Origin of the sequence: Jiangella aurantiaca (assembly GCF_004349105.1) — a bacterium.
Classification (GTDB): Bacteria; Actinomycetota; Actinomycetes; order Jiangellales; family Jiangellaceae; genus Jiangella; species Jiangella aurantiaca.
Genome location: NZ_SMLB01000001.1, coordinates 308,810 through 331,717, shown reverse-complemented (window position 1 = coordinate 331,717; position 22,908 = coordinate 308,810). Strand labels below are relative to the sequence as shown.

Genomic DNA, 22,908 nt, shown 5'->3' with positions numbered 1-22,908 from the left:
ATGGCCTAAAGTGCGCAACCATGGTCGAGTCATCCACCCCTGATGCCACCACCGCCGTCGTCTCCGTGGTGGTCGACGCCGACCCGGACGACGTCTTCCCGATGTTCACCGAGCCACGGCGGCTGGCCGGCTGGTACTGGCCACCGGCGTTCGCCGCGATCTACGAGACCGACGCGAGACCCGGCGGCCGGTTCACCTTCCGCACGACCGGTCTGTCCGCAGGTCACAACATCTCCGCGCGCGGCATCTTCGGCGAGATCCGGCGGCCCCGCCTGGTGACGTTCATCTGGTCGTGGGACGGCGACAACGCACCCGCCAGCCGGGTCGCCGTCCGGCTGACGCCGTCGGAGCAGGGCGGCACCGAGGTGGTCGTGACACACAGCCACAACCCCACCGAGGAGCAGCGCGACGACCACCTCAAGGGCTGGCACGACAGCCTCTCGCGCCTGGCCGATCGCCTCGGGATCGGATAACCTCATTCACATGCCAGGTCAGCGCTGGTTTAGCGGCCCCCGGTCGGCGAACGTCCGCCGCCCTGAGGGTGCGCACGCCTGACCCTCCGCGGACGACCGGCCGGGGGAGCATCCGTCCCGCTTCCCGCGCATCCGCACTCTGTCGTTTCGCGAAGGGCCTGGTCATGTCCACTTCTCTCGTCGCTTCCGGCAGCCGGCCGCAGCCGCTGTCGCTGCCCGCCCTGGTCGACGCGCTCTCGCTGCGCGACCTCACCGATCCGGCGCAGGGCCCGCACGCCCTGCAACTCCTCGTCACCGATGCCGCCGCGGCGCTGGGCGAGCTGTGGGACGCCGACGTCCGGCTGCTCCGCTCGCGCCCGGTCGTCGCCGTCGAGGACAACTACGACCGACTCGGGTACGAGCCCGGCGCCGTCTCGCGCGACGTCCGCTACACCCGCTACGTCAGCGACACCACGATGCTGCGCAGCCACACGTCGGCCGGGGTGCCGCCGGCGCTGCGCACGCTGTCCGCCGGCCCGGCGCCGTCGCGCGACGTGCTGCTGGTGCTGCCAGGCATCTGCCACCGCCGCGACTCCATCGACCGGCTGCACACTGGCACGCCGCACCAGCTGGACGTCTGGCTGCTGCGGCGCGGCGGCCGCCGGCTCGACCACGACGACCTCCATCTGCTGGTCACGACGCTCGTCCACGCCGTGCTGCCGGGTACGCACTGGCGCTGGACGGCGACGTCGCACCCGTACACCATCGGCGGCCGCGAGGTCGAGGCCATCCACGGCGGTCAACCGGTCGAGATCGCCGAGTGCGGGCCGGCCGCACCGGAAGTGCTGGCAGCCGCTGGGCTGTCGCCGTCGGAGTGGTCCGGGCTGGCGCTCGGGATGGGCCTGGATCGGGTGCTGATGCTGCGCAAGGGCATCCCGGACATCCGGCTGCTCCGGTCCGCCGACCCGCGGGTGGCGGCGCAGCTGCTGGACCTGGCGCCGTACCAGCCGGTGTCCGACCTGCCGCCGGCCCGCCGCGACATCTCCGTCGCCGTCGCCGCCGGCTCGGACGCCGAACTGCTCGGCGACCGCGTCCGCGAGGCGCTCGGCCCCGATGCCGACCTCGTCGAGGAGGTCGCCGTCCTGTCCACGACGCCGTACGCGGACCTGCCGGCGGCGGCGCGGGAGCGGCTGGCGATCCGGCCGGACCAGGAGAACGTGCTGCTCCGGCTCGTCCTGCGCCCGGTGGACCGGACGTTGACCAGCGAGGAGGCGAACACCCTCCGCGACCGCGTCGCCGCCGCCCTCTCGACGTGAGCTCCTCACTTTGAATGACCACGTGAAGTGGTTCGGGGGCCATCATGAGGTTTTCTGCTGCGTCAACACGCTTGCAGGCGTGTTGACGCGCCAGAAATCGTGGTGATGTAGGCGATCGTTGACGCGCCCGCGGCAAGAGAATGGGGCAGCAGGGGCACGGCGAACGGCACGAGCCCGGCGCACGGCACACCTGCCAACGAGAAGCCCGAGCCGACCCAGGCGCACGGATCGGGTCGCGGGGCCTCATTCGGCGATGGGGACAGGGGTCGCGCGCGCTCCGCCGTCGTCCTCGGCCGTCTCGCGCAGGCCGAAGCGGGCGTGGACGCGGCGCAGCCACGCGGGTGCCCACCAGGTCGCCGTCCCGCCGAGGCGCATCGCGGCGGGCAGCAGGGCGCCGCGGATCAGCGTCGCGTCGATCAGCACCGCCAGCGGCAGCCCGACGCCGAAGGCCTTCATCAGCGTGATGTCGGAGACCAGGAACGCGAGGAACACGATCGAGATGAGGACGGCCGCGGCGGTGACGATGCGGCCGACCTTCTCCAGGCCGAGCGCCACGGCCGCCGTCGGCGACGCGCCGCGGTCGTACTCCTCGCGGATCCGCGACAGCATGAACACCTGGTAGTCCATCGCCAGGCCGAAGGCCAGTGCGAACAGCATGATGGGCACGGTCGAGATGGTCGTGCCGGTGACGGTGAAGTCGAACAGGCCGGACAGGTTCCCGTCCTGGAAGATCCACACCATCGCGCCGAACGTCGCGGTCAGGCTGAGTGTGCTCAGCACCAGCGCGAGGAACGGCAGCACGACGCTGCCGGTGAGCAGGAACAGCAGCACGACCATCGCCAGGCCGACCGCACCGAGCGCCCACGGCAGCATGTCCAGCAGCGACCGGTCGGCGTCCTCGGCCACCGCGGCGGCGCCGCCGACCAGGACCTCGGCCGGCGCGTCGGCGGCACGGACGGCGCCGACCAGCTCGCGGGTCTCCTCGACGGTCCCGGGCTCCGGCACGACGGACAGGTAGACGGCCTCGCCGGCGGCGAACCGCTGGTGCGCCGGCGACGCGGGCACCACCTGGGCGCCATCGGCGTAGCTGCCGGTGACCGTGTCGACGCGGCCGACGTGCTTCAGCAGCGACAGCCGCTCGGCGTACCCGGCGACGGCGTCCGCGTCGCCGGGCCCTGGCCCCGACGGCGCCACCACCTGCAGCGCGTCCTGCTCCCCCGTCGGGAACTCGGTGCGGATCGCCGTCGCGACCTGCCTGGCCTCGGACGACTCCGGCATCACCCGCTCGTCGAGATAGCCGAGCCTCATCCCGAGGAACGGCGCGCCGAGCAGCAGCAGAGCCGCCGTCACGACGGTCGCGATGGGCAGCGGCCGGCGCATCACGAACACCGCCAGCCGGTGCCAGAACCCGTCCGTGCCCGACTGACGCTGACGACGCAACCGCGGCGTCCCGACCCGCGACCCGAGCACCGCGAACAGCGCCGGCAGCACGAGCAGCGACGCCGCCGCGGCGAGCAGCGCGGTCAGCACGCCCGCGTACCCGATGGACCGGATCGCCGGCAGCGGTACCAGGATCAGCGTGGCCAGTGCGATGCACACCGTCAGCGACGCGAACACGATGGTGCGCCCGGCCGAGCCGAGCGTGACCCGGATCGCCTCCGGCACGGTGCGGCCGCCGGCCAGCTCCTCCCGATACCGGTTGACCATGAGCAGGCTGTAGTCGATCGCCAGCCCCAGGCCGGCCAGCGTCACCACGTTGGCCGCGAACACCGACAGGTCGGTCACCTCGGCCAGTGCCCACAGCAGCCCCATGCCCAGCAGCGACGTGGTCGCCGCGACCGCCAGCGGCAGCAGCGCCGCGACGACCCCGCCGAACACCAGGACGAGCGCGACCAGCGTGACCGGGAAGACGATCAGCTCGCCGGTGACGACGTCGCGCTCGCTCTGCTCGGTCAGCTCGTGCGAGAACGCCGCATAGCCGCCCACCTCGACGGTGACCCCGTCGGCGTCGCCGCCGTACTCGTCGGCCAGCTCGCCGACCCGCTCGTTGACGGCGGTCTCGTCACCGGTGATGGTCGCGAGGACGAGCGCGCGGTCGCCGTCCTCGCTGCGCAGCTGCGGCAGGCGGCCCGACGTCCAGTAGGAGACGACGTCGCGGACCTGCTCCTCGCCGGCCAGCCCCTCGGCCAGCCTGGTGCCGGCCTCGGTCGCGGCCGCGCCGTCGACGCCGTCCACCGTCACCAGCAGCGCCAGGTTGGGCGGCGACTGGCCGAACGTCTCCTCGAGCGCGTCGGCCGCCCGCCCGGACTCCGACCCCGGGTCGTCGAAGCCGCCGGCCGACAGCTTCCCGAACAGCGACGTGCTCGTCGCGGCGCCGAGCAGCGCGAGCAGCACCGCCACGATCAGCACCGGCCGCCGCCGGCGCCTCGCGAACCCCGCCAGTCTCCTCGCCATCGTGTCCACCTCGTGTGCGTCTGGTCGATGTCCGCACACGAGACCCACGCTGCCCGCCGGGTGTGACACCGGCGCGGCGAACGCGACGCAGCTCACATCGGTCGCGGGCGGACCAGTGGCAGGAAGACGTCGTCGACGATCTCGTCGATCGCGGTGTGTCCGCGATCGTGCCGTGCAGGAGCAGCTCGCTGCGGACGAGGTCCAGCGGTGCCCGGGGCCGGCGGGGCGTGATCGCGGCCGGATCGGCCTCGCCGCGGCGGACCGCGCGCTCGATCATCACGGCCATCGGCCCCTCTCGTACCTGGTCGACGAGCTCGGAGCGGACCAGCGCGGCCAGCTCCGGGTCGCGGGCCGTCTCGGCGAGCAGGCCCCACAGCGCGTCGATGTTCCGCGTCCCCCATCCCGGCACGATCGAGCTCAGGAAGCCGACGAGGTCATCGCGCAGGCTGCCGGTGTCGGGCACGTCGTCCGGCGCCGGCACGTGCCGCACCAGCGCGGCGAACACCAGCTCGGCCCGCCCCGGCCAGCGCCGGTAGAGGACGGCCTTGCTGGTCCGGGCGCGGTCGGCGACGGCGCCGACGGTCAGCCCGGCGTACCCGGTCTCGGCGAGCTCGGCCCAGACGGCGTCGAAGATCGCCGCCTCCAGCACCTGGCCCGCCATCACCGCTACGGCGGTCCGGACGTGATCGACCTGAGCTGACGGTCACATCTCCAGGCCGCCGCGGCACAGGACCGGGCGCACCTCGACCCGGCCGGCCGCGGCCTCCGGCGCACGTGCCGCGTGCTCGATGGCGCAGTCGAGGGTCTCGCACTCGACCAGGTAGAACGCCGCCGGCTGGGCGCCGGCGTCCGGCGGCGGCCCGTCGACCACCCTGCCGGCGTGCACCCGCTTGGTCTGGGTGGGGTCGGCCAGCGTCTCGGCCGCGATCAGCTCGCCGCCACCGGCGAGGTCGCGGGCCAGCGCCGCGTGCGCCTCGTGGGCGGGCCGGCCGGCGGCCGGCGGGTCACGATAGATGAGGATCAGGTACTTCATCGGATCACCCCTGGTTCCCGTGCGAGAGCTCTCATCGGTGACGTCGGAGCCGCCGCGGCGGATTCGACACCACCGCCCCCGCCCCGCTGAAGTTGATCTTGGAGTGATGGTGGTATCTATCGGACATGTCGCCCCGCAATAGCCCACTTACTCCAAGATCAACTTGCGTGCGGTGGGCGGAGCGGCTTGCGGCCCGGCCGCCGCGCTGGGCGTGCTCGCGTCGGGCTGATCCACGCCCGCACCTGACGGGCCGACGTCTGGGGCCGCCGCCGGCGGTGGAACGCTACGCGCCGATCGTCACGCGGTCGCCTGGCCGCAGCCGCAGCGCCTCCGCCGCGTTGCCGCGGTTGACCGCGAGCGCGAGCCGGCCGGCGGAGTCGATCAGCAGCACCGGGTCGCCCTCCGGCACCGCCGCGAACGACGCCGCCAGCGGCAGGTACGACGACCGCTCGCCGACGGTGACCCGCAATCGCGCGTGCCCGTCCAGGGCGGCGCCCGCCAGCTCGGTCGCGCCCGCAGCCAGCGCGACGTTGCCGAACCGGTCGACGACGTGCACCTCGGCCTCGACTGTCTCCGGGCCGACGCGCAGCCACGGGTCCGGCAGCCGGACAAGCGTGTCGACGTCCACTCGCGGCCCCAGCGCCGACACGTCGACGCCTGCGGCCAGGTGTGCCGCGGCGGGCGCGAACACGTCGCGCCCGTCGAACGTGGTCGCGCCGGTCACCAGCCGGTACTCCGGCGCCGTCAGCTCCACCGCCCGTTCGATGCCGCCGGCCGCGTCCGCCGCCCACGGCAGCAGCCCGTTGTCCGGCCCGACCAGCACGTGCTCGCCGGCGACGACGGCGACCGCGCGGCGCCGGGTGCCCACCTCGGGGTCGACGACGGCCAGCACGATCGACGGCGGCAGGTACGGCAGGGTGTCGGCCAGGACGACGGCGCCGTGCCGCACGTCCTGCGCCGGGACCTCGTGCGTCACGTCGATCACCCGTGCCGCCGGCGCGATGCGGGCGATCACCCCGTGACAGGCGGCGACGTAGCCGTCGGCCAGCCCGTAGTCGGTCAGGAACGCGACCCAGTCCGCCGTCATCGGTTCACCAGCACGGCCGTCACGACGTCGTCCATGGCCACCAGTCCCACCTCGGCGCCGCCGGCGTCGACGACGACGCCCAGTTGCGCCCGCGCGTCGCGCAGCACGTCGGCGGCCTGGGCGAGGTCGGCGCCGTCAGGGATGAGCGGGACGGGCAGCGCGGCCTCGCCCGCGGTCCACGCCCGGCGCGCCGCGCGGGCGCTCAGCGCGCCGCGCACATGCACGGCGCCGACCGCCGTCCCGGCACCGTCGCGGACCACCAACCGGGTCCGCTCGCTGCGCCGGCCGACGTCGATGACGTCCTGCGGGCCGGCGGCGGCCGGGACCGACACGATCTGCTCGGCCGGCACCATGATCGTCCGCACCTGCTGCTCCGGCGCGACCAGCGCCCGGGTGAGCAGGCCGTAGTCGTCGGCACCGATCAGCCCGAGCCGGTTGGACTCGCGGACCAGCTGGTGCAGCTGCTCGCGGTTGCGGATCGTGACGAGCTCGTTCCGCGGCGTCACCCGGACCAGCCGCAGCAGCACGTTGGTGACGCCGTTGAGCAGCACCAGCAGCCAGCGGACACCGAACGCGTAGGCGCGGAAGGGCGGCGCCAGGATCATCGACGAGCGCTCCGGATGCGCGATGGCCCACGACTTCGGCGCCATCTCGCCGACTACGACATGCAGGAACGTCACGCCGGTCAGCGCGATGACCAGCGCGACGACGTCGGCGGTGCCGTCGGGCAGGCCGATCGTGTGCAGCGGCCGCTCGAGAATGTGGTGGAAGGCCGGCTCGGACACCATGCCCAGGCCGACCACCACCATGGTGATGCCGAGCTGAGCGCCGGCCAGCATGAGCGACAGCTCGCGGATGCCCGCCAGCGCCGCCCTGGCGCCGCGCCTGCCGGCCGCGACTGCCTGCTCGATACGGTGCCGCCGGGCGCCGACCAGCGCGAACTCGGCGGCAACGAAGAACCCGCTGGCGATCAGCAGGCCGGCGGTGACGAGGATCGCGGTGACGGGGCTCACGGCGCGGCCTCCGGGTTCCCGTCGGTGCGCACGAGACCGAGCCGGCGCAGCCGCACCAGCTCGGGCACGTGCCGCGCGACCGTCACGACCTCGATCTCGACGCGGTCGCGGCCGTCCTCCGCGGTGCCGACGACCAGGCGGTCGGTGGGCTCGGCGAACCGGCCCAGCTCGGCGACGATCAGGCCGGCGACGGTGTCGTAGTCGTCGGACTCGTGCAGCGGCAGACCGGTCTGCGCGGCGGCCTCGTCGACCCGCAGCCCGGCGTCGAGCTGCCACCAGTCGCCGTCACGGGTCACCGGCACCGCCTGCTGGTCGGTCTCGTCGGTGATGTCGCCGAACAGCTCCTCGGAGACGTCCTCGAGCGTGACGATGCCGGCCAGCCCTCCGTACTCGTCGACGACGCAGGCGAACTCGTCGCCGGCGTCCTGCATGCGCTCGACCAGCGCCGGCAGCGGCAGGCTGTCCGGTACCAGCAGCGGCGGACGGGCGATGTCGCGTACCAGCGTGGCGTCGACGTCATCGGGCGCGACGTACATCAGCTCCCGCACGCCGACGACGCCGACGACCTCGTCGGTCCGCTCACCGCGGACCGGGTAGTTGGAGTGGCCGTAGGTGGCGACCAGCTCGATGACGGCGGCCGCGGTGGCGTCGGCCCGCACGCCGCGCACGTCCGGCCGCGGCACCATGGCCTCGCCGGCGGTGTGCTCGGAGAAGTACAGTGCCCGGCCGAGGATGCCGGACAGCTGCGACGACAGCGAGCCGCCCGCCTCGGACTCGCCGATGACGTGGCCCAGCTCCTCCAGCGTGGCGCCGTGGTGCAATTCCTCGACCGGCTCGATGCCGGCCTTGCGCAGCAGCCAGGCGGCGGAGTTGTCGAACAGCCGCACCACCGGGCCGCTGACGGCCAGGTAGACGTGGGTCGACGACGCCAGCGCCTTGGCCAGCCGCTCCGGCGTGGCCAGCGCGAGGTTCTTCGGGAACAGCTCGCCGAGCACCATCTGGATGATGGTCGCGACGGCGAACCCGACGGCCACCGAGACCCCCGGGACGGCGCTGTCCGGCAGCCCCGCGGCCTCCAGCAACGGCCGGACGACCTGCGCGAACGCCGGCTCGGCGATGAGACCGACGATGAGGCCGGTGACGGTGATGCCGACCTGCGCGGCCGACAGCATGAAGGACAGGCGCTCCATGACCCGGATGGCGGAGGCGGCTCGTTTGTCGCCGGCGTCGGCCTGGCGGGCGAGCTCGACCCGGTCGGCCGAGACGTAGGCGAACTCCTGCGCGACGAAGTAGGCGGTCCCGAATGTCAGGACGAAGACCGCGAGAATCGCTACCGCGGCGGTCATCGGCCGGCACCCGGCCCGGCGTCACGGTGGCGTGAGGAACGTATGTGACTTGACGCGTCCGTCGGCACGGCGGACACAGCTCCCTTCGAGAGAGGGCGCGCGATGCGCGGACCCCCGATGCGATGTGACGGCCTCAGCTTACCGGCGGGTCCGAGCCCGCGCGCGGTGGCGACGCGCCTCGGCGGGAGGCTGACGTCAGCCACTACCGGTCGCCCCATGATCATCGGCGATCGACCACGTCATGGTGTGGTCGATCGCCGATGATCACGGGGAGGCGGGGTGTCCTCGTCGGCGTCGGGGCTGATCAGGCGGTAGCCGATGCCGCGCACCGTCATGAACCGTTCGCTGCCGAGCTTGCGCCGCAGGTAGCGCACGTACACGTCGACGACGTTGGAGCCGGGGTCGAAGTCGTAGCCCCAGACCCGGCTCAGCAGCTGTTCCCGGCTGAGCACCTGGCCCGGGTGCCGCAGGAACGTCTCGGCCAGCGAGAACTCGCGCGCCGACAGCTCCACCGTCCGGCCGTCCACCGTCGCCCGCCGGGTGCGTAGGTCCAGTGACAGCCCGCCGTGGTGCAGGACCATCGCCTCGGGCGCGCGGTCCTCGCGCAGCCGCAGCCGGATCCGGGCCAGCAGCTCCTCGAACCGGAACGGCTTGGCCATGTAGTCGTCGGCGCCGCCCTCGAGGCCGGCGACGGTGTCGGTGATGGAGTCGCGGGCGGTGAGGATGATCACCGGCAGCTCGTTGCGGGCCTCGCGCAGCTGCCGCAGCACCGAGAACCCGTCGATGATGGGCAGCCCGATGTCGAGGATGACGAGGTCGAAACCGCCGGTCATCGCGTAGTCGAAGGCGCCGCGGCCGTCGCCGACGACGGTGGGCGTCATGCCGGCGGCGCGCAGCCCCTTCTCGATGAACGCCGCGATACGCGGTTCGTCCTCGGCGATCAGGATCCTGCTCATCTACGCTTCCTCCTCCACGAGGTCGTCGGCCGCCACGGCGCCGGCGAGCGGCAGCGCGATGGTGAAGATCGCGCCCTCGCCGGGCCGGCTGTCGACGGTGACGGTGCCGCGATGCGCCTCGGCGATCGCGCTGACGATGGCCAGTCCGAGGCCGGAGCCGTCGATGCCGCGGCCGACGTCGGCGCGGGCGAACCGGTCGAAGATGCGATCCAGGTCGTCGGCGGCGATGCCGGCGCCGGTGTCGCGCACCCAGAGCCGCACCTCGTCGCCGGTCAGCTGGCTCCCGACGGCGATGACGTCGCCCGGCGCGGTGAACTTCACCGCGTTCGAGATCAGCTGCAGCAGTGCCTGGGTGATCCGCTGCGGGTCCAGCGCCACTCTCGCCGACACCCGCGCGTCGACCCGCCACTGCCGGTCGGCCAGGGCACGGGCCTTGTCGAGGACCTCGTCGACCAGCCGGTCCAGCTCGACCGGGCGTGGGTGGACGAAGTCGGGCCGCTTGGCCTTGGCCAGCATGACGAGGTCGTCGACCATGCGGCGCATGCGGTCCAGCTCGTCGAGGACCAGCACGCGCACCTCCTCGACGTCGGCGGGGTCGGCGGAGTCCATCAGCTCGAGGTGGCCGCGGATGATGGTGATCGGGGTGCGCAGCTCGTGCCCGGCGTCGTCGAGGGCGTCGCGCTGGCCGGCGAAGGCGAGCTCCAGCCGGTCGAGCATGTCGTTGAACGTGCGGGCGAGCGCGGAGATGTCGTCGGTCCCGGTGACGGGGATGCGGCCGGACAGGTCGGTGTCGCTGATGCGCTGGGCGGTGTCGCGCAGCAGCCGGATCGGACGGAGCAGCCGGCCGGCGACCAGCCAGCCGACGGCACCGACCATGGCCAGCGACGCGAGCCCGACGACGGCGAACGTCTGGTAGGCGTCGACGACCTCGGCCTGCTCCATCTCGCGGGCGTACGCGATGACGTAGAGCCCCAGGGCGGGGTCGTCGTCGTCCGTGACCGGGACCGTCACGTAGCGCAGCGTGCCGAGTTCCTCGGTCTCGGCCGACCGCGGCCGCACCTGGGTGGTGCCGCCCTGTTCGGCGACCATCGCCACGAACTCCCGGTCGTCCTCCAGCCGGACGTTGACGCCGGAGGCGGCTTCCCAGGCGATGCGGCCGTCGACGAGCGCGAGCAGACCCTCGTCGCGGTCGGGGACGTTGCGCGTCATGACGACCTCGAGGAAGCGGTCGACGGTGGTGAACTCGCCGCCGGTCCGCGGGTCGACGCCGCTGGCGGCGAACTCGCGCAGTTCCTCGACCTCTTGGGCGAGGTTCTCGTCGATGCGGGCGTCGACGCGCTCACGCTGGACGAGGTAGGACGTCACGCCGGCCACCAGCATGCCCACCGCCGCGACTCCCAGCACCGCGGCCAGGACGCGGGTGCGTACGGCGATCCGCACGCGCACCCCGCCGGCCGCGTCATCACGCGCCTGGCTCAGTCGTCATCATCCCCGTCGTCACCGGCCGCGTCGTCGCCGTCGTCGCCGTCGTCGTCGCCGGGATCGGGCCGCACCGGCGGCGGCGGGTCGACGGGTTGCCCGCCACCGCCGCCACCGTCGCCCGAGGTCGGCGGGTCAGGCATGGGCGTCGGAGTCAGGGTCGGGCTGGGCGTCGGCGTGGGTGTCGGCGTCGGCGTAGCCGTAGCTGTCGCCGGCGGCGTCGACGGCGTCCGCGTCGGCTCGCTGCCGCCGGAGCTGGAACTGGAGCTCGACGGGCCGACGTCGACCGGCTCGCCGAAGTCGTCACCCGTCGACGGCGCCGCCAGCAGCGCGCCCACGCCGAAGATCCCGGCGGCCACGACCGCCAGGGCCGTGATCGTCAAGGTGGCCGCCGACTTCATGGAGAGCATCGTCGGCTCACCGCACGAGGCGACGATGAGGCACGGATGAGAGAGCTCTCATGCGGCCCCGCCCCCGTTGCCGGACACGTTCCATCCATGGAGTGTCCCACCGCGATCCCGTCAGCGCAGCCGGGTCACCTCGACCGTCACACCGAGCGACTGGCTGTCGCCGCCGTGGTAGATACCGCGCAGCGGGGTGACGTCGTCGTAGTCCCGGCCGCGGGCGACCACGACGTGCCCAGGTCCGGGAACGGCGTCGTTGGTCGGGTCGTAGGCCCGCCACCCGCCCGCCCACCACTCCACCCAGGCGTGGCTCTCGCCCGTCACCGTCTCGCCGACCGCCGCGCCCGGCCGCGGATGCAGGTACCCGGACACGTACCGCGCCGGCACCCCGGCCGAACGCAGCAGCGCGATCGTGACGTGCGCGAAGTCCTGGCAGACGCCGCGGCCCTCGCCGAGCGCCTCGACGGCGTTGGTGTGCACGCTCGTGGACCCGGTGACGTAGGCCAGCCGGGAGTGCGTCCAGCCGGCCGCGAGCCGCGCGCCGTCGTCGGGCGTGGCCGCCGCCCGCACTCGCGCCGCGACCGCCAGCAGCTCGTCGTCGGGGGCGGTGCGCCGGGTCTGCCGGAGGTATTCGCCCAGCTCGTCGGCGGTGTCCGGCTCGGCCAGCGCCGACCACGGCACGGCCGGCTCGTCGGCCGGGGGCGACGGCTCGGGCGCGGTCTCGACGACGCAGCTCGCCGTCACCGTCAGCTCGGAGTGCGCGGCGTGCACGTCGAACGCCGTCACGACGGAGCCGAAGTAGTCGACGTAGCGGTACAGCGACGCCGCCGGGCTGACCTCGACCGTCGCGTCGAGGACCCGCTGGCGGGGATCGCTGCGCGGCGTCACCCGCGCCTCGTTGTACGAGGAGACCACCGGCGCGGCGTACCGGTAGCCGGTGTGGTGCCGCACCGACAGCAGCCAGCCGCCGCCCGCCGCGCCGGCCGTCACAGCGCCTCCTCGGCCCACCGCACCAGCAGCGACTTGCCGAAGTAGCGGCTGGTGACCTCGTCGGACGTGCGCGACGTGAGCCGCAGCAGCGACTCGATGAGGCTGGGCAGGTCGTCGAGCAGCTCCGCCGACGAGCGGAACTCCAGCGCCAGCCGCATCCGGCCGAGCGCGCGCCGGGCGCCGTCGGCCACACCGAGGCGGTCGTCCAGGCCTGGGTCCAGCTCGCGCAGCAGCGACTCGGCGGCGGCCAGCGAGAACGCGACCGACCGCGGCGACAGCTGGTCCCGCAGCAGGAACTCCGCGACGTTGGCCGGCGAGACCGCGCCCTGGTAGACGCGGACGAACGTGTCGTGGCCGCCGACGCTGCGCAGCAGCCCGGCCAGCACCGACGGCCGGCCCTCGGCCAGCGCCGGTGTCGACAGCATGCGCGCGGCCATGTCGACGCGCTCCAGCGCGACCCCCAGCGACAGGAACCGCCAGCCGTCGTCGCGGACCATGGTCGTGGAGATCAGCCCGGTGGTCATCGCGGTGCGTTCGCGGACGTACTGGCAGAACACCTGCGGCCCGAGCACCGCCGCGGCCATCCTGCGCTCGGCCAGGCCGTGCCAGGTGACGTTGAGGGCCTCCCACAGCTCGCTGGAGAGGATCTCACGGGCGCCGCGGGCGTTCTCGCGCGCCGCGGTCAACGCCGCGGTGATGGACGCCGGCGACGCCGCGTCGAAGGCAAGCAGGTCGACCACCGACGACGGCGTCACCGCGCCGTCGCGTGGGTCGACGCCCATGGCCGCGAGCAGGGTGCGCAGCTGCCGCTCCTGGTCGGTGCCCGGCTCGTCCTGGATGCGGGTCAGGTGGACGTCGAGAACGCGCGCCTTCGCGTCGGCCCGCTCGAGGTACCGGCCGATCCAGTACAGCGACTCCGCGATCCGGCTCAGCACGGGCCTCGCCTCTCCTGCTGCTGTTGCTGCTGCTGTTGCTGTTGCTCGCGCGGCGGTTCGGACGGCCCGAGGTCGGGCGGGACGGCGAGCGGGCGCCGTCCGTCGACGTGGTCGCCGAGACCCGGCGCGCCGGCGCCGGCGGGCAGGTCGGCCTCGGGCTCGGTGAGGTCGGACCCGGCGAGGACGGCGCTGCTCTCGCTGACGGCGTCAGCTGCCGGCTCGGCGGGCCGTGCCGGCGAGGCCAGCACCCAGGTGTCCTTCGACCCGCCGCCCTGGCTGGAGTTGACGATCAGGCTGCCCTCCGGGAGCGCGACCCGGGTGAGGCCGCCGGGCAGCACCCACACCTCGCGGCCGTCGTTGACGGCGAACGGGCGCAGGTCGACGTGGCGGGGCGCGAGCTGATCGCCGATCAGCGTCGGCACCGTCGACAGCCGCACCGGCCGCTGCGCCACGTAGCCGCGCGGGTTCGCCTCGACCGCCGTCCGCAGCGTCGCCAGCTCGTCGTCCGTCGCCTGTGGCCCGATGACGATGCCCTTCCCGCCGGACCCGTCGACCGGCTTGAGCACGAGGTCGCCGAGGTTCGACAGCACCTGCGCGATGTTCTCCGGCGTGTCCAGCCGCCACGTCTCGACGTTGCGCAGCACCGGCTCCTCGCTGAGGTAGTACCGGATGAGGTCGGGCACGTAGGTGTAGATGAGCTTGTCGTCGGCGACGCCGTTGCCGACCGCGTTGGCCAGCGTGACGTTGCCCGCCCGGGCGGCGTTGAGCAGGCCGGGGCTGCCGACCATGGAGTCGGCCCGGAACTGGACGGGGTCGAGGAAGTCGTCGTCGACCCGCCGGTAGATGACGTCGACCCGCTGGTGCCCGCGGGTGGTGCGGATGCGCACCTCGTTGCCGACGACGGAGAGGTCGCGGCCCTCCACCAGCTGCACGCCCATCTGCCGGGCCAGCAGCGTGTGCTCGGAGTACGCGGCGTTGTAGACGCCCGGCGTGAGCACGACGACGGTCGGGTCCTCGACGCCGGGCGGCGCGGCCGCACGCAGCGCCGCCAGCAGCCGGGCCGGGTAGCCGGCGACCGGCCGGACCAGGTGCCCGGCGAACAGGTCAGGCAGCACCCGGGCCAGCGCACGGCGGTTCTCGACGACGTACGAGACACCGGACGGCGTGCGCAGGTTGTCCTCGAGGACGCGGAACTCGCCGGCCTCGTCGCGCACGAGGTCGACGCCGGAGACGTGCACCCGCACCCCGTTGGGCGGGCGGATCCCGAACGCCTGGCGGCGGAAGTGCTGCGACGACACCACCATCTGCCGCGGCACGACGCCGTCGCGGAACACCAGCCCGGACCCGTAGACGTCGTCGAGGAACGCCTCCAGCGCGCGGACCCGCTGCGCGACCCCCCGCTCGACGACGTCCCACTCGGCGGCGGTGATGATCCGCGGGACGATGTCCAGCGGGAACGGCCGCTCGACGCCCTCGTGGTCGAACGTGATGCCCTGGTCGCGGAAGACGGTGCCGAGGAAGGCGGCCAGGCTGGACAGCACCTCGGGGCCGGCCGCGGTCAGCGCCTCGTGCAGGCCGCCGTACGTGGGCCGTGGCGCGCCGTCGGGCGTGTAGACCTCGTCCCATGCCGCCCCGAATCGGTATCCGGCCAGCATGTCGGTCATAGCTCGCGAGCGTAGAACCGGCGTGTTACGCGGACAAGTCACCCGGGTGGCGGCAGCCTCCACACCCAGCCCTCAGCCAGCAGTTCGCCCTCGTTCGTCGCCTCCGGCTCGTCGGGCCGGCCCGGCCAGCGGGAACCACCCCAGAGGAAGACGACGCCGCCGTCCGCGGTGCCGGCGAACGCCGCCGACTGGCCCTGGATGTGGTCCTCGACCGGGAGAGCCGGAACCCGGCTCCAGCTCAGCGTCGGGACGTCGAGCACCCAGGCGCCCGAGACGACGGTGCGCTCGCCGCTCACGTCGCCGGGGATCATGAACCCGTCCAGCGGATCGCGCTCGGCGCGCTCGGGCAGCTCGGACCAGGTGCCGGTCGCGGGGTCGAGAAGGCCGGCGTAGCCGATCTCGCGGCCCCAGTTGTTCGTCTCGCCGCCGTCGGCCGATCCCTCGACGGCGCTGACGACCTGGTCGCCGACCCGGCGGAAGCCATACCCGCTGATGAGGTCGCCGTCTGGCAGCTGCGTCCAGGTACCGGTCGCGAGGTCGAGCCGCGCGGCGTTCACGACGGGCGGGTCGACGCCCGGGTTCGGGACCAGCGCGCTGGCCAGCAACACGGCGCCGTCGTCGGTGCCGATCAGCCGGCGGTCGTACGACGGGCCGAGCGGGTCGGCCGGCAGCTCCGTCCAGCTGTCCGCGGCGGGGTCGTAGACCAGGTCGGCCGGCAGCGGGTCGAGCGGCGTCGGCACCTCCGTGCCGGCGGCCTCGTGCGAGCCGCGGTAGGCGACGACCTGTCCGCCGGCGACGGTCAGCGCCAGCCAGGCCTCGTCGCCGGGTAGTGTCAGCTCGGTCCAGGCGTCCGCCGCCGCGTCGTAGGCCAGGAACGACGTCGTGCCGGTGCCGTCCGTCCCCCACTGCGTGGACAGCAGGTACACGGTGTCACCGACCACGACCGAGGTGTCCGGACCCGCGCCCACCGGCGCCGGTGCGTCGGCGATCGGCGTCCACGCGTCGGCCCCGGGGTCGTACGCGGCGCCGTCGCGCAGCGGCTCCGGCGGTGCGACGCAGCTCGCGTTCGGCGGGCACGGCGGACCGTCGCTACCGCCGATGACCAGGATCTTCTCGCCGACGGTGACCGTCAGCGGTGCCTCGCGCGGGCTCAGCGGCGACTCCGCGACGCGCGTCCACCCGCCGTCGTCCGTCGACTCCGACTGCGGTTCCGCCGGCGTCTCACCACATCCCGCCGCGAGCAAGGCCGTCAGCCCCGTCGCGGCCACACCCAGTGCCCGTGTCCCCCTCATGGACCTTGGACGTCGTCACGGCGTCAGCGGTTCTCCTTGCGGATCACCAGCTTCAGGCCGGACCACACCTCGTCGATCGCGCACACCTTCACGTCGACCAGGCCGCGCGGCAGCGCCACCTCGCGCACGACGTCCTCCGTCATATCCGTCGGGACCTTGCTGGCCCGTTTCGGCCAGGCCACCCAGACGGCGCCGTCGCGTTCGATGCGGGCCTCGTGGGCGGGCAGCTCCCGCTCCAGTGCGGCCCGGTCGCGCGTGAACGCGACGACGACGTCGTACGGGTCGACGCCTGGGCGGTGGTCGAGCCGGACGCCGTCGGGCAGGCCGGCGAGCGCGAAGCCGTCAGGTGCGCCGTCGACCAGCACCCGGTGCTCCGGCTTGATGCCGAGCTTGCGCACCAGCGGCGTGCCGGAGTACCCCGTCGTCACGGCAGCCCCAGCTCGTCGGCGAAGAGGTCGTAGCCGACGAACGAGACGATGTCGAGCATCGAGTGCGCGACGACCAGCGGCATCACCCGGCCGGTGCGATGGTAGACGTACGCGAACACGACGCCCATCAGCATGTTGCCGATGGCCATGCCGTAGCCCTGGTACAGGTGGTACGCGCCGCGCAGCACCGCGCTCGTCACGATGATCGCCGGCAGTTCCCAGCCCAGCTGCTTCAGCCGCGTCATCAGGAACCCGACGACGATGACCTCCTCGACGACCGCGTTCTGCAGCGCCGACAGGATCAGCACCGGCACCGTCCACCAGTACGCGTTGAGCGTGCTCGGCAGGATCGACACGTTCATGTCCAGCGCGTGCCCGAGGAAGTAGATGCCCAGCCCCGGCAGCCCGATGACCAGCGACAGCCCGACGCCGAACAGCAGGTCGCGGCCCGGCCGGCCGAGGTCGAACCCGATCCGCTGCAGCGCCGAGCGTCCCGGCCCCGACAGCAGGTACAGGGCCAGCGCGACCGGCACCAGCGCGAACCCGATGGACAGCACCTGGTAGGCGAGGTCGAGGTACTCGCGGGTGCTGCGGGGCGCGTTGAGCGTGGCGGTCTGCTCGCTGAGCCGTTCGGGCCGGGTGAGCTTGGCGATCAAGCTGACGATCGCGTAGACGGCGGACTGTCCCAGTGACAGCCCGAGGACGATCCAGAGCTCGGCGGTCAGCCGCCGCCGCGACGTCTCGGTCCCGGCCGCGGGCAGGTCCTGGGTCACCACCGTTCGAGCGTAGCGGCGTTCCCTGAGCGTGGGCTTGACACACGCCCCGGACAGCAGGTTGACCAGCGTCGTCTTGCCGGAGCCGTTCGGCCGACCAGCCCGACCAGCTCCCCGCCCGGACGTCGAGCGTCACCCCGTCCAGCGCCCGCATACCCCCGAAGTACTTGGCGACGTCGCGGCACTCGACCAGCATCTCCCCCACCTCCGCGTTGATCTTGGAGTTGTTCGGCAATTCCGGTCCGATTTGTCCGTTAGATGGCCGAACTACTCCAAGATCGACTTCGGGTGGATCGGGCCACTTCCCGAGGGCACGCCGACCGGCCCCGGCGCGGGCTCATGCGCGCCGGGGCCGGGGGTCCGCATGGGCCGAGGGACGGGGTCAGCGGCGGGCCCGCTTCAGGCCGGCCCACTGCAGGACGGCGAAGAGGGCGACCAGCCCGGCCTGCAGCAGGATCCACACCGTCCCGGCGGTGGTCGGGTCGAACCAGCCGGCCGCGGCGACGATCACGCTGTCGATCGCCCAGACGGCGTTGAGGACGAGGATCGCGCCCACCCAGAGGACCGGCGCCTCCCGCCGCGTCGACACGGTGAAGACCAGCGCGCCGACCACGACGAGGAACGCGCCCGCCGGGTAGAGCAGCGCCGTCGGCAGGCCCAGGTGGTCGCCCACCCACCCGGCCGCGAGCACGTACACCAGACCGTTCAGGGCGGTCGCGATGCCGTCCAGCTCCAGGGTCCAGCGCAGCAGCGGCGTCTCCCGGATCCGGGCGACGGCGGGGGTGCGGGCGGCGGTTCCGGCAGTTCCAGTGGCCACGGTGACCAGCTCCTTCGTGATGTCGTTCGGACACCACGACCGTCGCCCGGAATCCACTGCCGACCACAGACCGGGCACTGCCAAGTACTGCCAGTTCAGCCGCTCCGGGTGCGCAGATCGTGCGCGACGATCCGGGCGGCGGCGTTCTGCCAGTTGTAGAGCGTCCGCTCGGGAACGTACCGGCGAAGCCAGTCGAACGCGCGCCGCGAGGTGTCGTCGAGGCCGCTGAGATCGGGCTGCCGCCGGTACGGGCGGATCCCGGCGACGTACGGGAAGTAGAGCGCGTTGAAGTGCCGCCACTCCTCGCTGGTCCCGAACTCCGCGTCGCGGGGACGCAGCCGTTCGATGCTCTCCAGCAGCAGCGCCTTCAGCTCGGTCGCGCGGTCCAGGGCGTGACCGTCGCGGCCGGTCCCGGCCAGCCGGGCGTCGACGGCGGGCAGTGCGAGCAGCGGGCTGGACACCAGCTTGCCGAGGTCGCCGTAGTTGCGCAGCGCGTCGCGGACCAGCCGGGCGAACGCGTCGTCGTCGAGGTCGTCGAGGTGGTGACGTTCGTCGCGGCGGGGCAGCGCGTCGGACGCGTCGCGCAGCTCGGCCCGCGACTCGCGCAGCTCCGGCGCGCCGGCGAACGCCAGCCGGTCCACGGCCGCCTGGACCGCGCTGGCCAGCGTCACGACGGCGATCGCGGCGCCGACGACGCCGAAGGCGAGCGCCCGCAGCGCGTCGCTGGAGCCCGACGCCAGCGCGACCAGCCCGACCTGCCCGCCGAACACCACCGCCGCGAGCAGCGCCCCGACGGCGGACCGGCGCAGATCCGCGCCCAGTGCCTCGCCCGCCTCCAGCGCGTTCGTCATCGCGACGACGACGCCGAGAACGACGAGGTCGATCCCGACGGCCGTCAGCACGACGCCGTCCGGGACCCAGCCCAGCGGCACCAGCACGACCACCGCACCGAGCCCGAACAGCAGCGTCGCCAGCACGACGACGCCCTGCCGCAGCTCGAACGGTGCGGTCCGCGCCCGCAGCACGAGCCACAACGCCGCGGCCAGCGGGAGCAGCACCAGCACCGCCGTCAGCGGCTCCCACCCGCCGCCCACGACCGCGGCCGCCGCCAGCTCGGCGACACCCAGCGGGAGCACCGCCCACCGCCACACCCGCTCGGCCGGTGCCCGCCACGGCGCGCCGTCCGGCAGCAGGGCCAGCAGCACGCCGGTCCAGATCAGCGCCGGGAGTCCCGCGAACACGTACCCGAGCGCGTCGACGACGGATCCGTCGAACGGCGCCAGCGCCAGCGCCAGCGCGTACGACACCAGACCCAGCCCGGCGCGGCGCATCGCGGGGTCGGCGGGGTCGCGGCCGGCCAGGTAGAGCCCCAGCCACCAGGCGACGGAGAACGCCGTGACCGCCAACACCAGCACGAGAGGAGGCTAGCCGCTCGCATAGGGTGAAGGCCGACCGCGAGGGAGGGTGTGTGATCGGAGCATGAGCGACGCGGACCACCAGCACCTGCACGGCGACGAGCACGCCAATGGGCTGAGCCGGCGCGACGTCCTCTCCGGCGCCGCCGGCGGGCTGATCCTGGCCGCCGCCGCCGGCACGACCGGTACCGCCGACGCCGCCGCGGGCGTCACCCGCACCGCGTCCGGTGCGCCCGGCGCCGAGCGCGCCTCCCGGATCACCCTCGGCCGCACGCTCGTCCACGCCGACCTGCACAACCACACGCTGCTCTCCGACGGCTCCGGCGACCCCGCGCTGGCCTACGAGTCCATGCGCTCCGCCGGCCTCGACGTCGCCGCGCTCACCGACCACGCGACGCTGTCCGACGGCGTGCTGAGCATCCTCGACCCGCTGCTGCCCGACGGCGTCAACCAGATCACCGGGCTGAGTCGTGGCGGCTGGCGCCGCACCCGGGAGCTGGCCGACGCCGCGGACGAGCCGGGCGTGTTCACCGCGATCCGTGGCTTCGAGTGGACGAACCCGCTGCTCGGCCACGTCAACGTGTGGTTCACCGACGCCTACACCGACGTGCTCGACGCGACGCTGATGGGCGGTTTCTACCGCTGGCTGACGCGCGAAGACGCCTTCTTCGGGCTTGGCGACGGCGGCGCCGACGGGCTGGCCGGGTTCAACCACCCGGGCCGCGAGCCGGGCCGGTTCAACGACTTCCGGTACGAGCCGAAGGCGCACGACCAGCTGGTCAGCATGGAGATGTTCAACCGATACGACGACTACCTCTTCGAGGGCTGGACCAAGGGCGTCAGCTCACCACTGGTGACCTGCCTGAACGCCGGCTGGCGGCCCGGGCTGTCCGGCGTCACCGACGAGCACGGCACCGACTGGGGCTTCCCGGAGGGCAAGGGCCGCACCGGGATGTGGGTCACCGAGAACACCCGCGAGGCCGTCTACCAGGCGATGACAGAGCGGCGGTTCTTCGCCACCCGGGTCTCGGGTCTGCGGCTGGATGCGACGGCGGACGGTGCGCCGATGGGCGGCTCCATCCGGCGTGCCCGCGGCGACATCCGGTTCGCCATCGACCTCGACCGCGGCGCCGAATGGGACGGCGTGCGGCTGGACATCCAGGTGCTGCGACCCGGCGAGGGTGTCCCGGAGGTCGCCGACGTGATCGAGGCCGCGGCCGGCAGGGTCACGCGGTTCACCGTCCCCCTCGACAGCGACGACGGCGACTGGGTCGTCCTGCGCGTCTCAGACCCGTCCCAGCCGAACGGGACGCCGGGCCCGGACGGCCATCCCTGCAACGACTTCGGGATCGCCTACTCCAGCCCCTGGTGGTTCGACCCCGCCTGAGCCGGACTACCGGCCGCGCCCACGAACCGGTACATTTCGCCCTCGTGTCGATGCATCCCCGAAATGTAGAAGCCCGCCGCCGCACCGTCCCGGCCGCACTCGCCGTCGTGACGCTGGCCGCGGTCGGTCTCACCGCACTGCCGGCCAGCGGCAGCGGCACGGACGACCCGGTGCCCACCGAGGCCGCCGAGACCACCGTCCAGACGATCGCGCTCGACGACCTCCTCACCGGCACCGACGCGACGGCGCGGGCCGGTGAATCCACCGTCGGCGCCGGCCCGATCGAGACCGAACGGTTCGACGTCGCCGCCGTCACCTGGCCGGCCGCCGAGGGCCCGTCCGACATCCACATCCAGATCCGGGCCCGCGGCGCCGACACGTGGACGCCCTGGTACGAGGTGCACGACGACGGCCATGCGCCCGATCCGGGCACGGCCGAGGCGGCGGAGGCGCGACGCGGCACCGACCCGGTGGTCCTGCCCGGCTCCGAGGCGATCGAGGTCCGGATCGAGACGCCGGACGGCGAGCTGCCCGCGGGTCTCGAGGTCACCCTGATCGACCCCGGCACGGCCGCTGCGGACGCGGCACCGGCGCCGGCCGAGGCGGCACCTGCCAGCGCGCCGTCGTCTGCCGCCGCCAGCGCGGACGCTCCCATGCCGGTCATCTACAGCCGGGCCGCCTGGGGCGCGGACGAGTCGCTGCGTGAGCAGACCGACCCGCTCTACGGCGACGTCCAGGGCGGCTTCGTCCACCACACCGCCGGCACCAACACGTACACCGAGGCCGACGTGCCGGCCATCCTGCGGGGCATCTACGAGTACCACGTCGTCGGCCGCGGCTGGCGCGACATCGGCTACAACTTCTTCGTCGACCGGTTCGGACGCATCTGGGAGGGCCGCTGGGGCGGCATCGACCGGGCCGTCGTCGGCGCGCACGTCGCGGGGTACAACAGCTACTCGGTCGGCGTCGCCGCGCTCGGCGAGTTCACCGCGGCCCAGCCCGGGCAGGCGGTCCTCGACGCCTACGCGCGGCTGTTCGCCTGGAAGTTCGGCCTCCACGACGTCGACCCGAACGGCACCTTCGCCTACCCGAACCAGCAGACCCTGCCCACGATCGCGGGGCACCGCGACGGTGGCGCCACGGAGTGCCCGGGCGAGCTGCTGTACGCCCAGCTGGGCGCCATCCGCGCCGGCACGGACACCGTCCTGAACCCACCGCCCGTCCCGGACCACGACTTCAACGGCGACGGCAACACCGACGTGATCGCCCGCGAGAACACCGGCAAGCTCTTCCTCCTGCCCGGACGAGGCAACGGAACCTTCGCATCCCGCACGCAGATCGGCACCGCCACCGATTGGAACCGCTACACCGCACTCGTCGGAGTCGGCGACTTCAACGGCAACAACCATCCCGACGTGATCGCCCGCGAGAACACCGGCAAGCTCTTCCTCCTGCCCGGACGAGGCAACGGAACCTTCGCATCCCGCGTCCAGCTCGGCACCGCCACCACCTGGAACCGCTACACCGCCATGGTCTGACGTGGTGACCGACGGAGAGCGACGACCATTCGAGGGAGGTCGCTCCCCCTCGGTCCCTACGGCCGCAGGCCGCGGATCTCTGGGCCGAGTCGGAGCGCCCACCGGCGTCACCTATGACTTCACCACACC

At 73.3% G+C, this 22,908-nt stretch carries 21 protein-coding genes and 1 pseudogene; 5 read left to right on the top strand and 17 right to left on the bottom strand.

Features of this window, described 5'->3' with window-relative positions; translation table 11 throughout:
• The first annotated feature begins 20 nt into the window (after window positions 1-20).
• Window positions 21-473 carry an SRPBCC family protein gene (locus tag E1262_RS01345; protein ID WP_162605713.1) on the top strand — a complete coding sequence of 151 codons (453 nt, stop codon included), beginning with the start codon at window positions 21-23 and terminating at the stop codon, window positions 471-473.
• A gap of 164 nt (window positions 474-637) precedes the next feature.
• Complete coding sequence (srmL, locus tag E1262_RS01340) at window positions 638-1,768, top strand: PheS-related mystery ligase SrmL (RefSeq protein ID WP_132101220.1); 1,131 nt, start codon at window positions 638-640, stop codon at window positions 1,766-1,768.
• A gap of 243 nt (window positions 1,769-2,011) precedes the next feature.
• Here the strand turns inward: srmL and E1262_RS01335 are convergent, their stop codons facing one another.
• From E1262_RS01335 to E1262_RS30105, 9 genes and pseudogenes are all read right to left on the bottom strand, one after another.
• The gene (locus E1262_RS01335) at window positions 2,012-4,222 is read right to left on the bottom strand and encodes an MMPL family transporter (RefSeq protein WP_132101219.1); all 2,211 of its coding nucleotides are present in this window, start codon (window positions 4,220-4,222) and stop codon (window positions 2,012-2,014) included.
• Window positions 4,223-4,439: 217 nt separating this feature from the next.
• Window positions 4,440-4,883: pseudogene (locus E1262_RS31960) on the bottom strand (TetR/AcrR family transcriptional regulator); the annotation flags it as partial.
• A gap of 42 nt (window positions 4,884-4,925) precedes the next feature.
• The gene (locus E1262_RS01325; RefSeq protein WP_132101218.1) at window positions 4,926-5,255 is read right to left on the bottom strand and encodes a YciI family protein; all 330 of its coding nucleotides are present in this window, start codon (window positions 5,253-5,255) and stop codon (window positions 4,926-4,928) included.
• A 283-nt stretch (window positions 5,256-5,538) separates the two neighbouring features.
• The gene (locus E1262_RS01320) at window positions 5,539-6,342 is read right to left on the bottom strand and encodes an SAM hydrolase/SAM-dependent halogenase family protein (protein ID WP_132101217.1); all 804 of its coding nucleotides are present in this window, start codon (window positions 6,340-6,342) and stop codon (window positions 5,539-5,541) included.
• On the bottom strand, window positions 6,339-7,355 hold the full coding sequence (locus E1262_RS01315; RefSeq protein WP_132101216.1) for a CNNM domain-containing protein: 1,017 nt from the start codon (window positions 7,353-7,355) through the stop codon (window positions 6,339-6,341). Before E1262_RS01315 ends, E1262_RS01320 begins: the two co-directional genes overlap by 4 nt.
• Complete coding sequence (locus E1262_RS01310; RefSeq protein WP_132101215.1) at window positions 7,352-8,701, bottom strand: hemolysin family protein; 1,350 nt, start codon at window positions 8,699-8,701, stop codon at window positions 7,352-7,354. Before E1262_RS01310 ends, E1262_RS01315 begins: the two co-directional genes overlap by 4 nt.
• A gap of 239 nt (window positions 8,702-8,940) precedes the next feature.
• A complete protein-coding gene (locus E1262_RS01305; RefSeq protein WP_132101214.1) occupies window positions 8,941-9,657 on the bottom strand; it encodes a response regulator transcription factor in 717 nt (238 codons plus the stop codon).
• Window positions 9,658-11,097 carry a sensor histidine kinase gene (locus E1262_RS01300; protein WP_203453421.1) on the bottom strand — a complete coding sequence of 480 codons (1,440 nt, stop codon included), beginning with the start codon at window positions 11,095-11,097 and terminating at the stop codon, window positions 9,658-9,660.
• 35 nt (window positions 11,098-11,132) lie between these two features.
• Window positions 11,133-11,279 (bottom strand): hypothetical protein, encoded by a 147-nt coding sequence (locus tag E1262_RS30105; RefSeq protein WP_162605689.1) that lies wholly within the window; start codon window positions 11,277-11,279, stop codon window positions 11,133-11,135.
• Here E1262_RS30105 and E1262_RS30100 point away from each other — a divergent pair.
• A complete protein-coding gene (locus E1262_RS30100) occupies window positions 11,278-11,586 on the top strand; it encodes a hypothetical protein (protein WP_162605688.1) in 309 nt (102 codons plus the stop codon). The two genes, E1262_RS30105 and E1262_RS30100, sit on opposite strands and share 2 nt — an antisense overlap.
• Window positions 11,587-11,657: 71 nt before the next feature.
• On the opposite strand, the gene E1262_RS01290 is transcribed toward E1262_RS30100, so the two are convergent.
• The 8 genes from E1262_RS01290 to E1262_RS01255 all read right to left on the bottom strand — a co-directional run bounded on the left by E1262_RS01290 (window position 11,658) and on the right by E1262_RS01255 (window position 19,854).
• On the bottom strand, window positions 11,658-12,530 hold the full coding sequence (locus E1262_RS01290) for a transglutaminase family protein (RefSeq protein WP_132101212.1): 873 nt from the start codon (window positions 12,528-12,530) through the stop codon (window positions 11,658-11,660).
• Window positions 12,527-13,465 carry an alpha-E domain-containing protein gene (locus E1262_RS01285; RefSeq protein WP_132101211.1) on the bottom strand — a complete coding sequence of 313 codons (939 nt, stop codon included), beginning with the start codon at window positions 13,463-13,465 and terminating at the stop codon, window positions 12,527-12,529. Before E1262_RS01285 ends, E1262_RS01290 begins: the two co-directional genes overlap by 4 nt.
• On the bottom strand, window positions 13,459-15,129 hold the full coding sequence (locus E1262_RS01280) for a circularly permuted type 2 ATP-grasp protein (RefSeq protein WP_132101210.1): 1,671 nt from the start codon (window positions 15,127-15,129) through the stop codon (window positions 13,459-13,461). The genes E1262_RS01285 and E1262_RS01280 overlap by 7 nt, the downstream gene beginning before the upstream one ends.
• 38 nt (window positions 15,130-15,167) lie before the next feature.
• Complete coding sequence (locus E1262_RS01275) at window positions 15,168-16,421, bottom strand: Kelch repeat-containing protein (protein ID WP_132101209.1); 1,254 nt, start codon at window positions 16,419-16,421, stop codon at window positions 15,168-15,170.
• 23 nt (window positions 16,422-16,444) lie between these two features.
• On the bottom strand, window positions 16,445-16,849 hold the full coding sequence (locus tag E1262_RS01270; RefSeq protein WP_132101208.1) for a DUF3052 family protein: 405 nt from the start codon (window positions 16,847-16,849) through the stop codon (window positions 16,445-16,447).
• Window positions 16,846-17,625, bottom strand: coding sequence for a CPBP family intramembrane glutamic endopeptidase (locus E1262_RS01265; protein ID WP_203453420.1), 780 nt, complete (start codon window positions 17,623-17,625; stop codon window positions 16,846-16,848). The genes E1262_RS01270 and E1262_RS01265 overlap by 4 nt, the downstream gene beginning before the upstream one ends.
• Before the next feature lie 379 nt (window positions 17,626-18,004).
• Window positions 18,005-18,439: a hypothetical protein gene (locus E1262_RS01260; protein WP_132101207.1), complete on the bottom strand. Its 435-nt coding sequence runs from the start codon at window positions 18,437-18,439 to the stop codon at window positions 18,005-18,007.
• A 95-nt stretch (window positions 18,440-18,534) separates the two neighbouring features.
• Window positions 18,535-19,854 (bottom strand): hypothetical protein, encoded by a 1,320-nt coding sequence (locus E1262_RS01255; protein WP_132101206.1) that lies wholly within the window; start codon window positions 19,852-19,854, stop codon window positions 18,535-18,537.
• A gap of 64 nt (window positions 19,855-19,918) precedes the next feature.
• On the opposite strand from E1262_RS01255, the gene E1262_RS01250 reads away from it, so the two are divergent.
• Window positions 19,919-21,241, top strand: a complete 1,323-nt coding sequence (locus E1262_RS01250; RefSeq protein WP_132101205.1) for a CehA/McbA family metallohydrolase — start codon at window positions 19,919-19,921, stop codon at window positions 21,239-21,241.
• 50 nt (window positions 21,242-21,291) lie between these two features.
• Window positions 21,292-22,779 (top strand): N-acetylmuramoyl-L-alanine amidase, encoded by a 1,488-nt coding sequence (locus E1262_RS01245; RefSeq protein WP_238992791.1) that lies wholly within the window; start codon window positions 21,292-21,294, stop codon window positions 22,777-22,779.
• The last annotated feature ends 129 nt before the right edge of the window (window positions 22,780-22,908 follow it).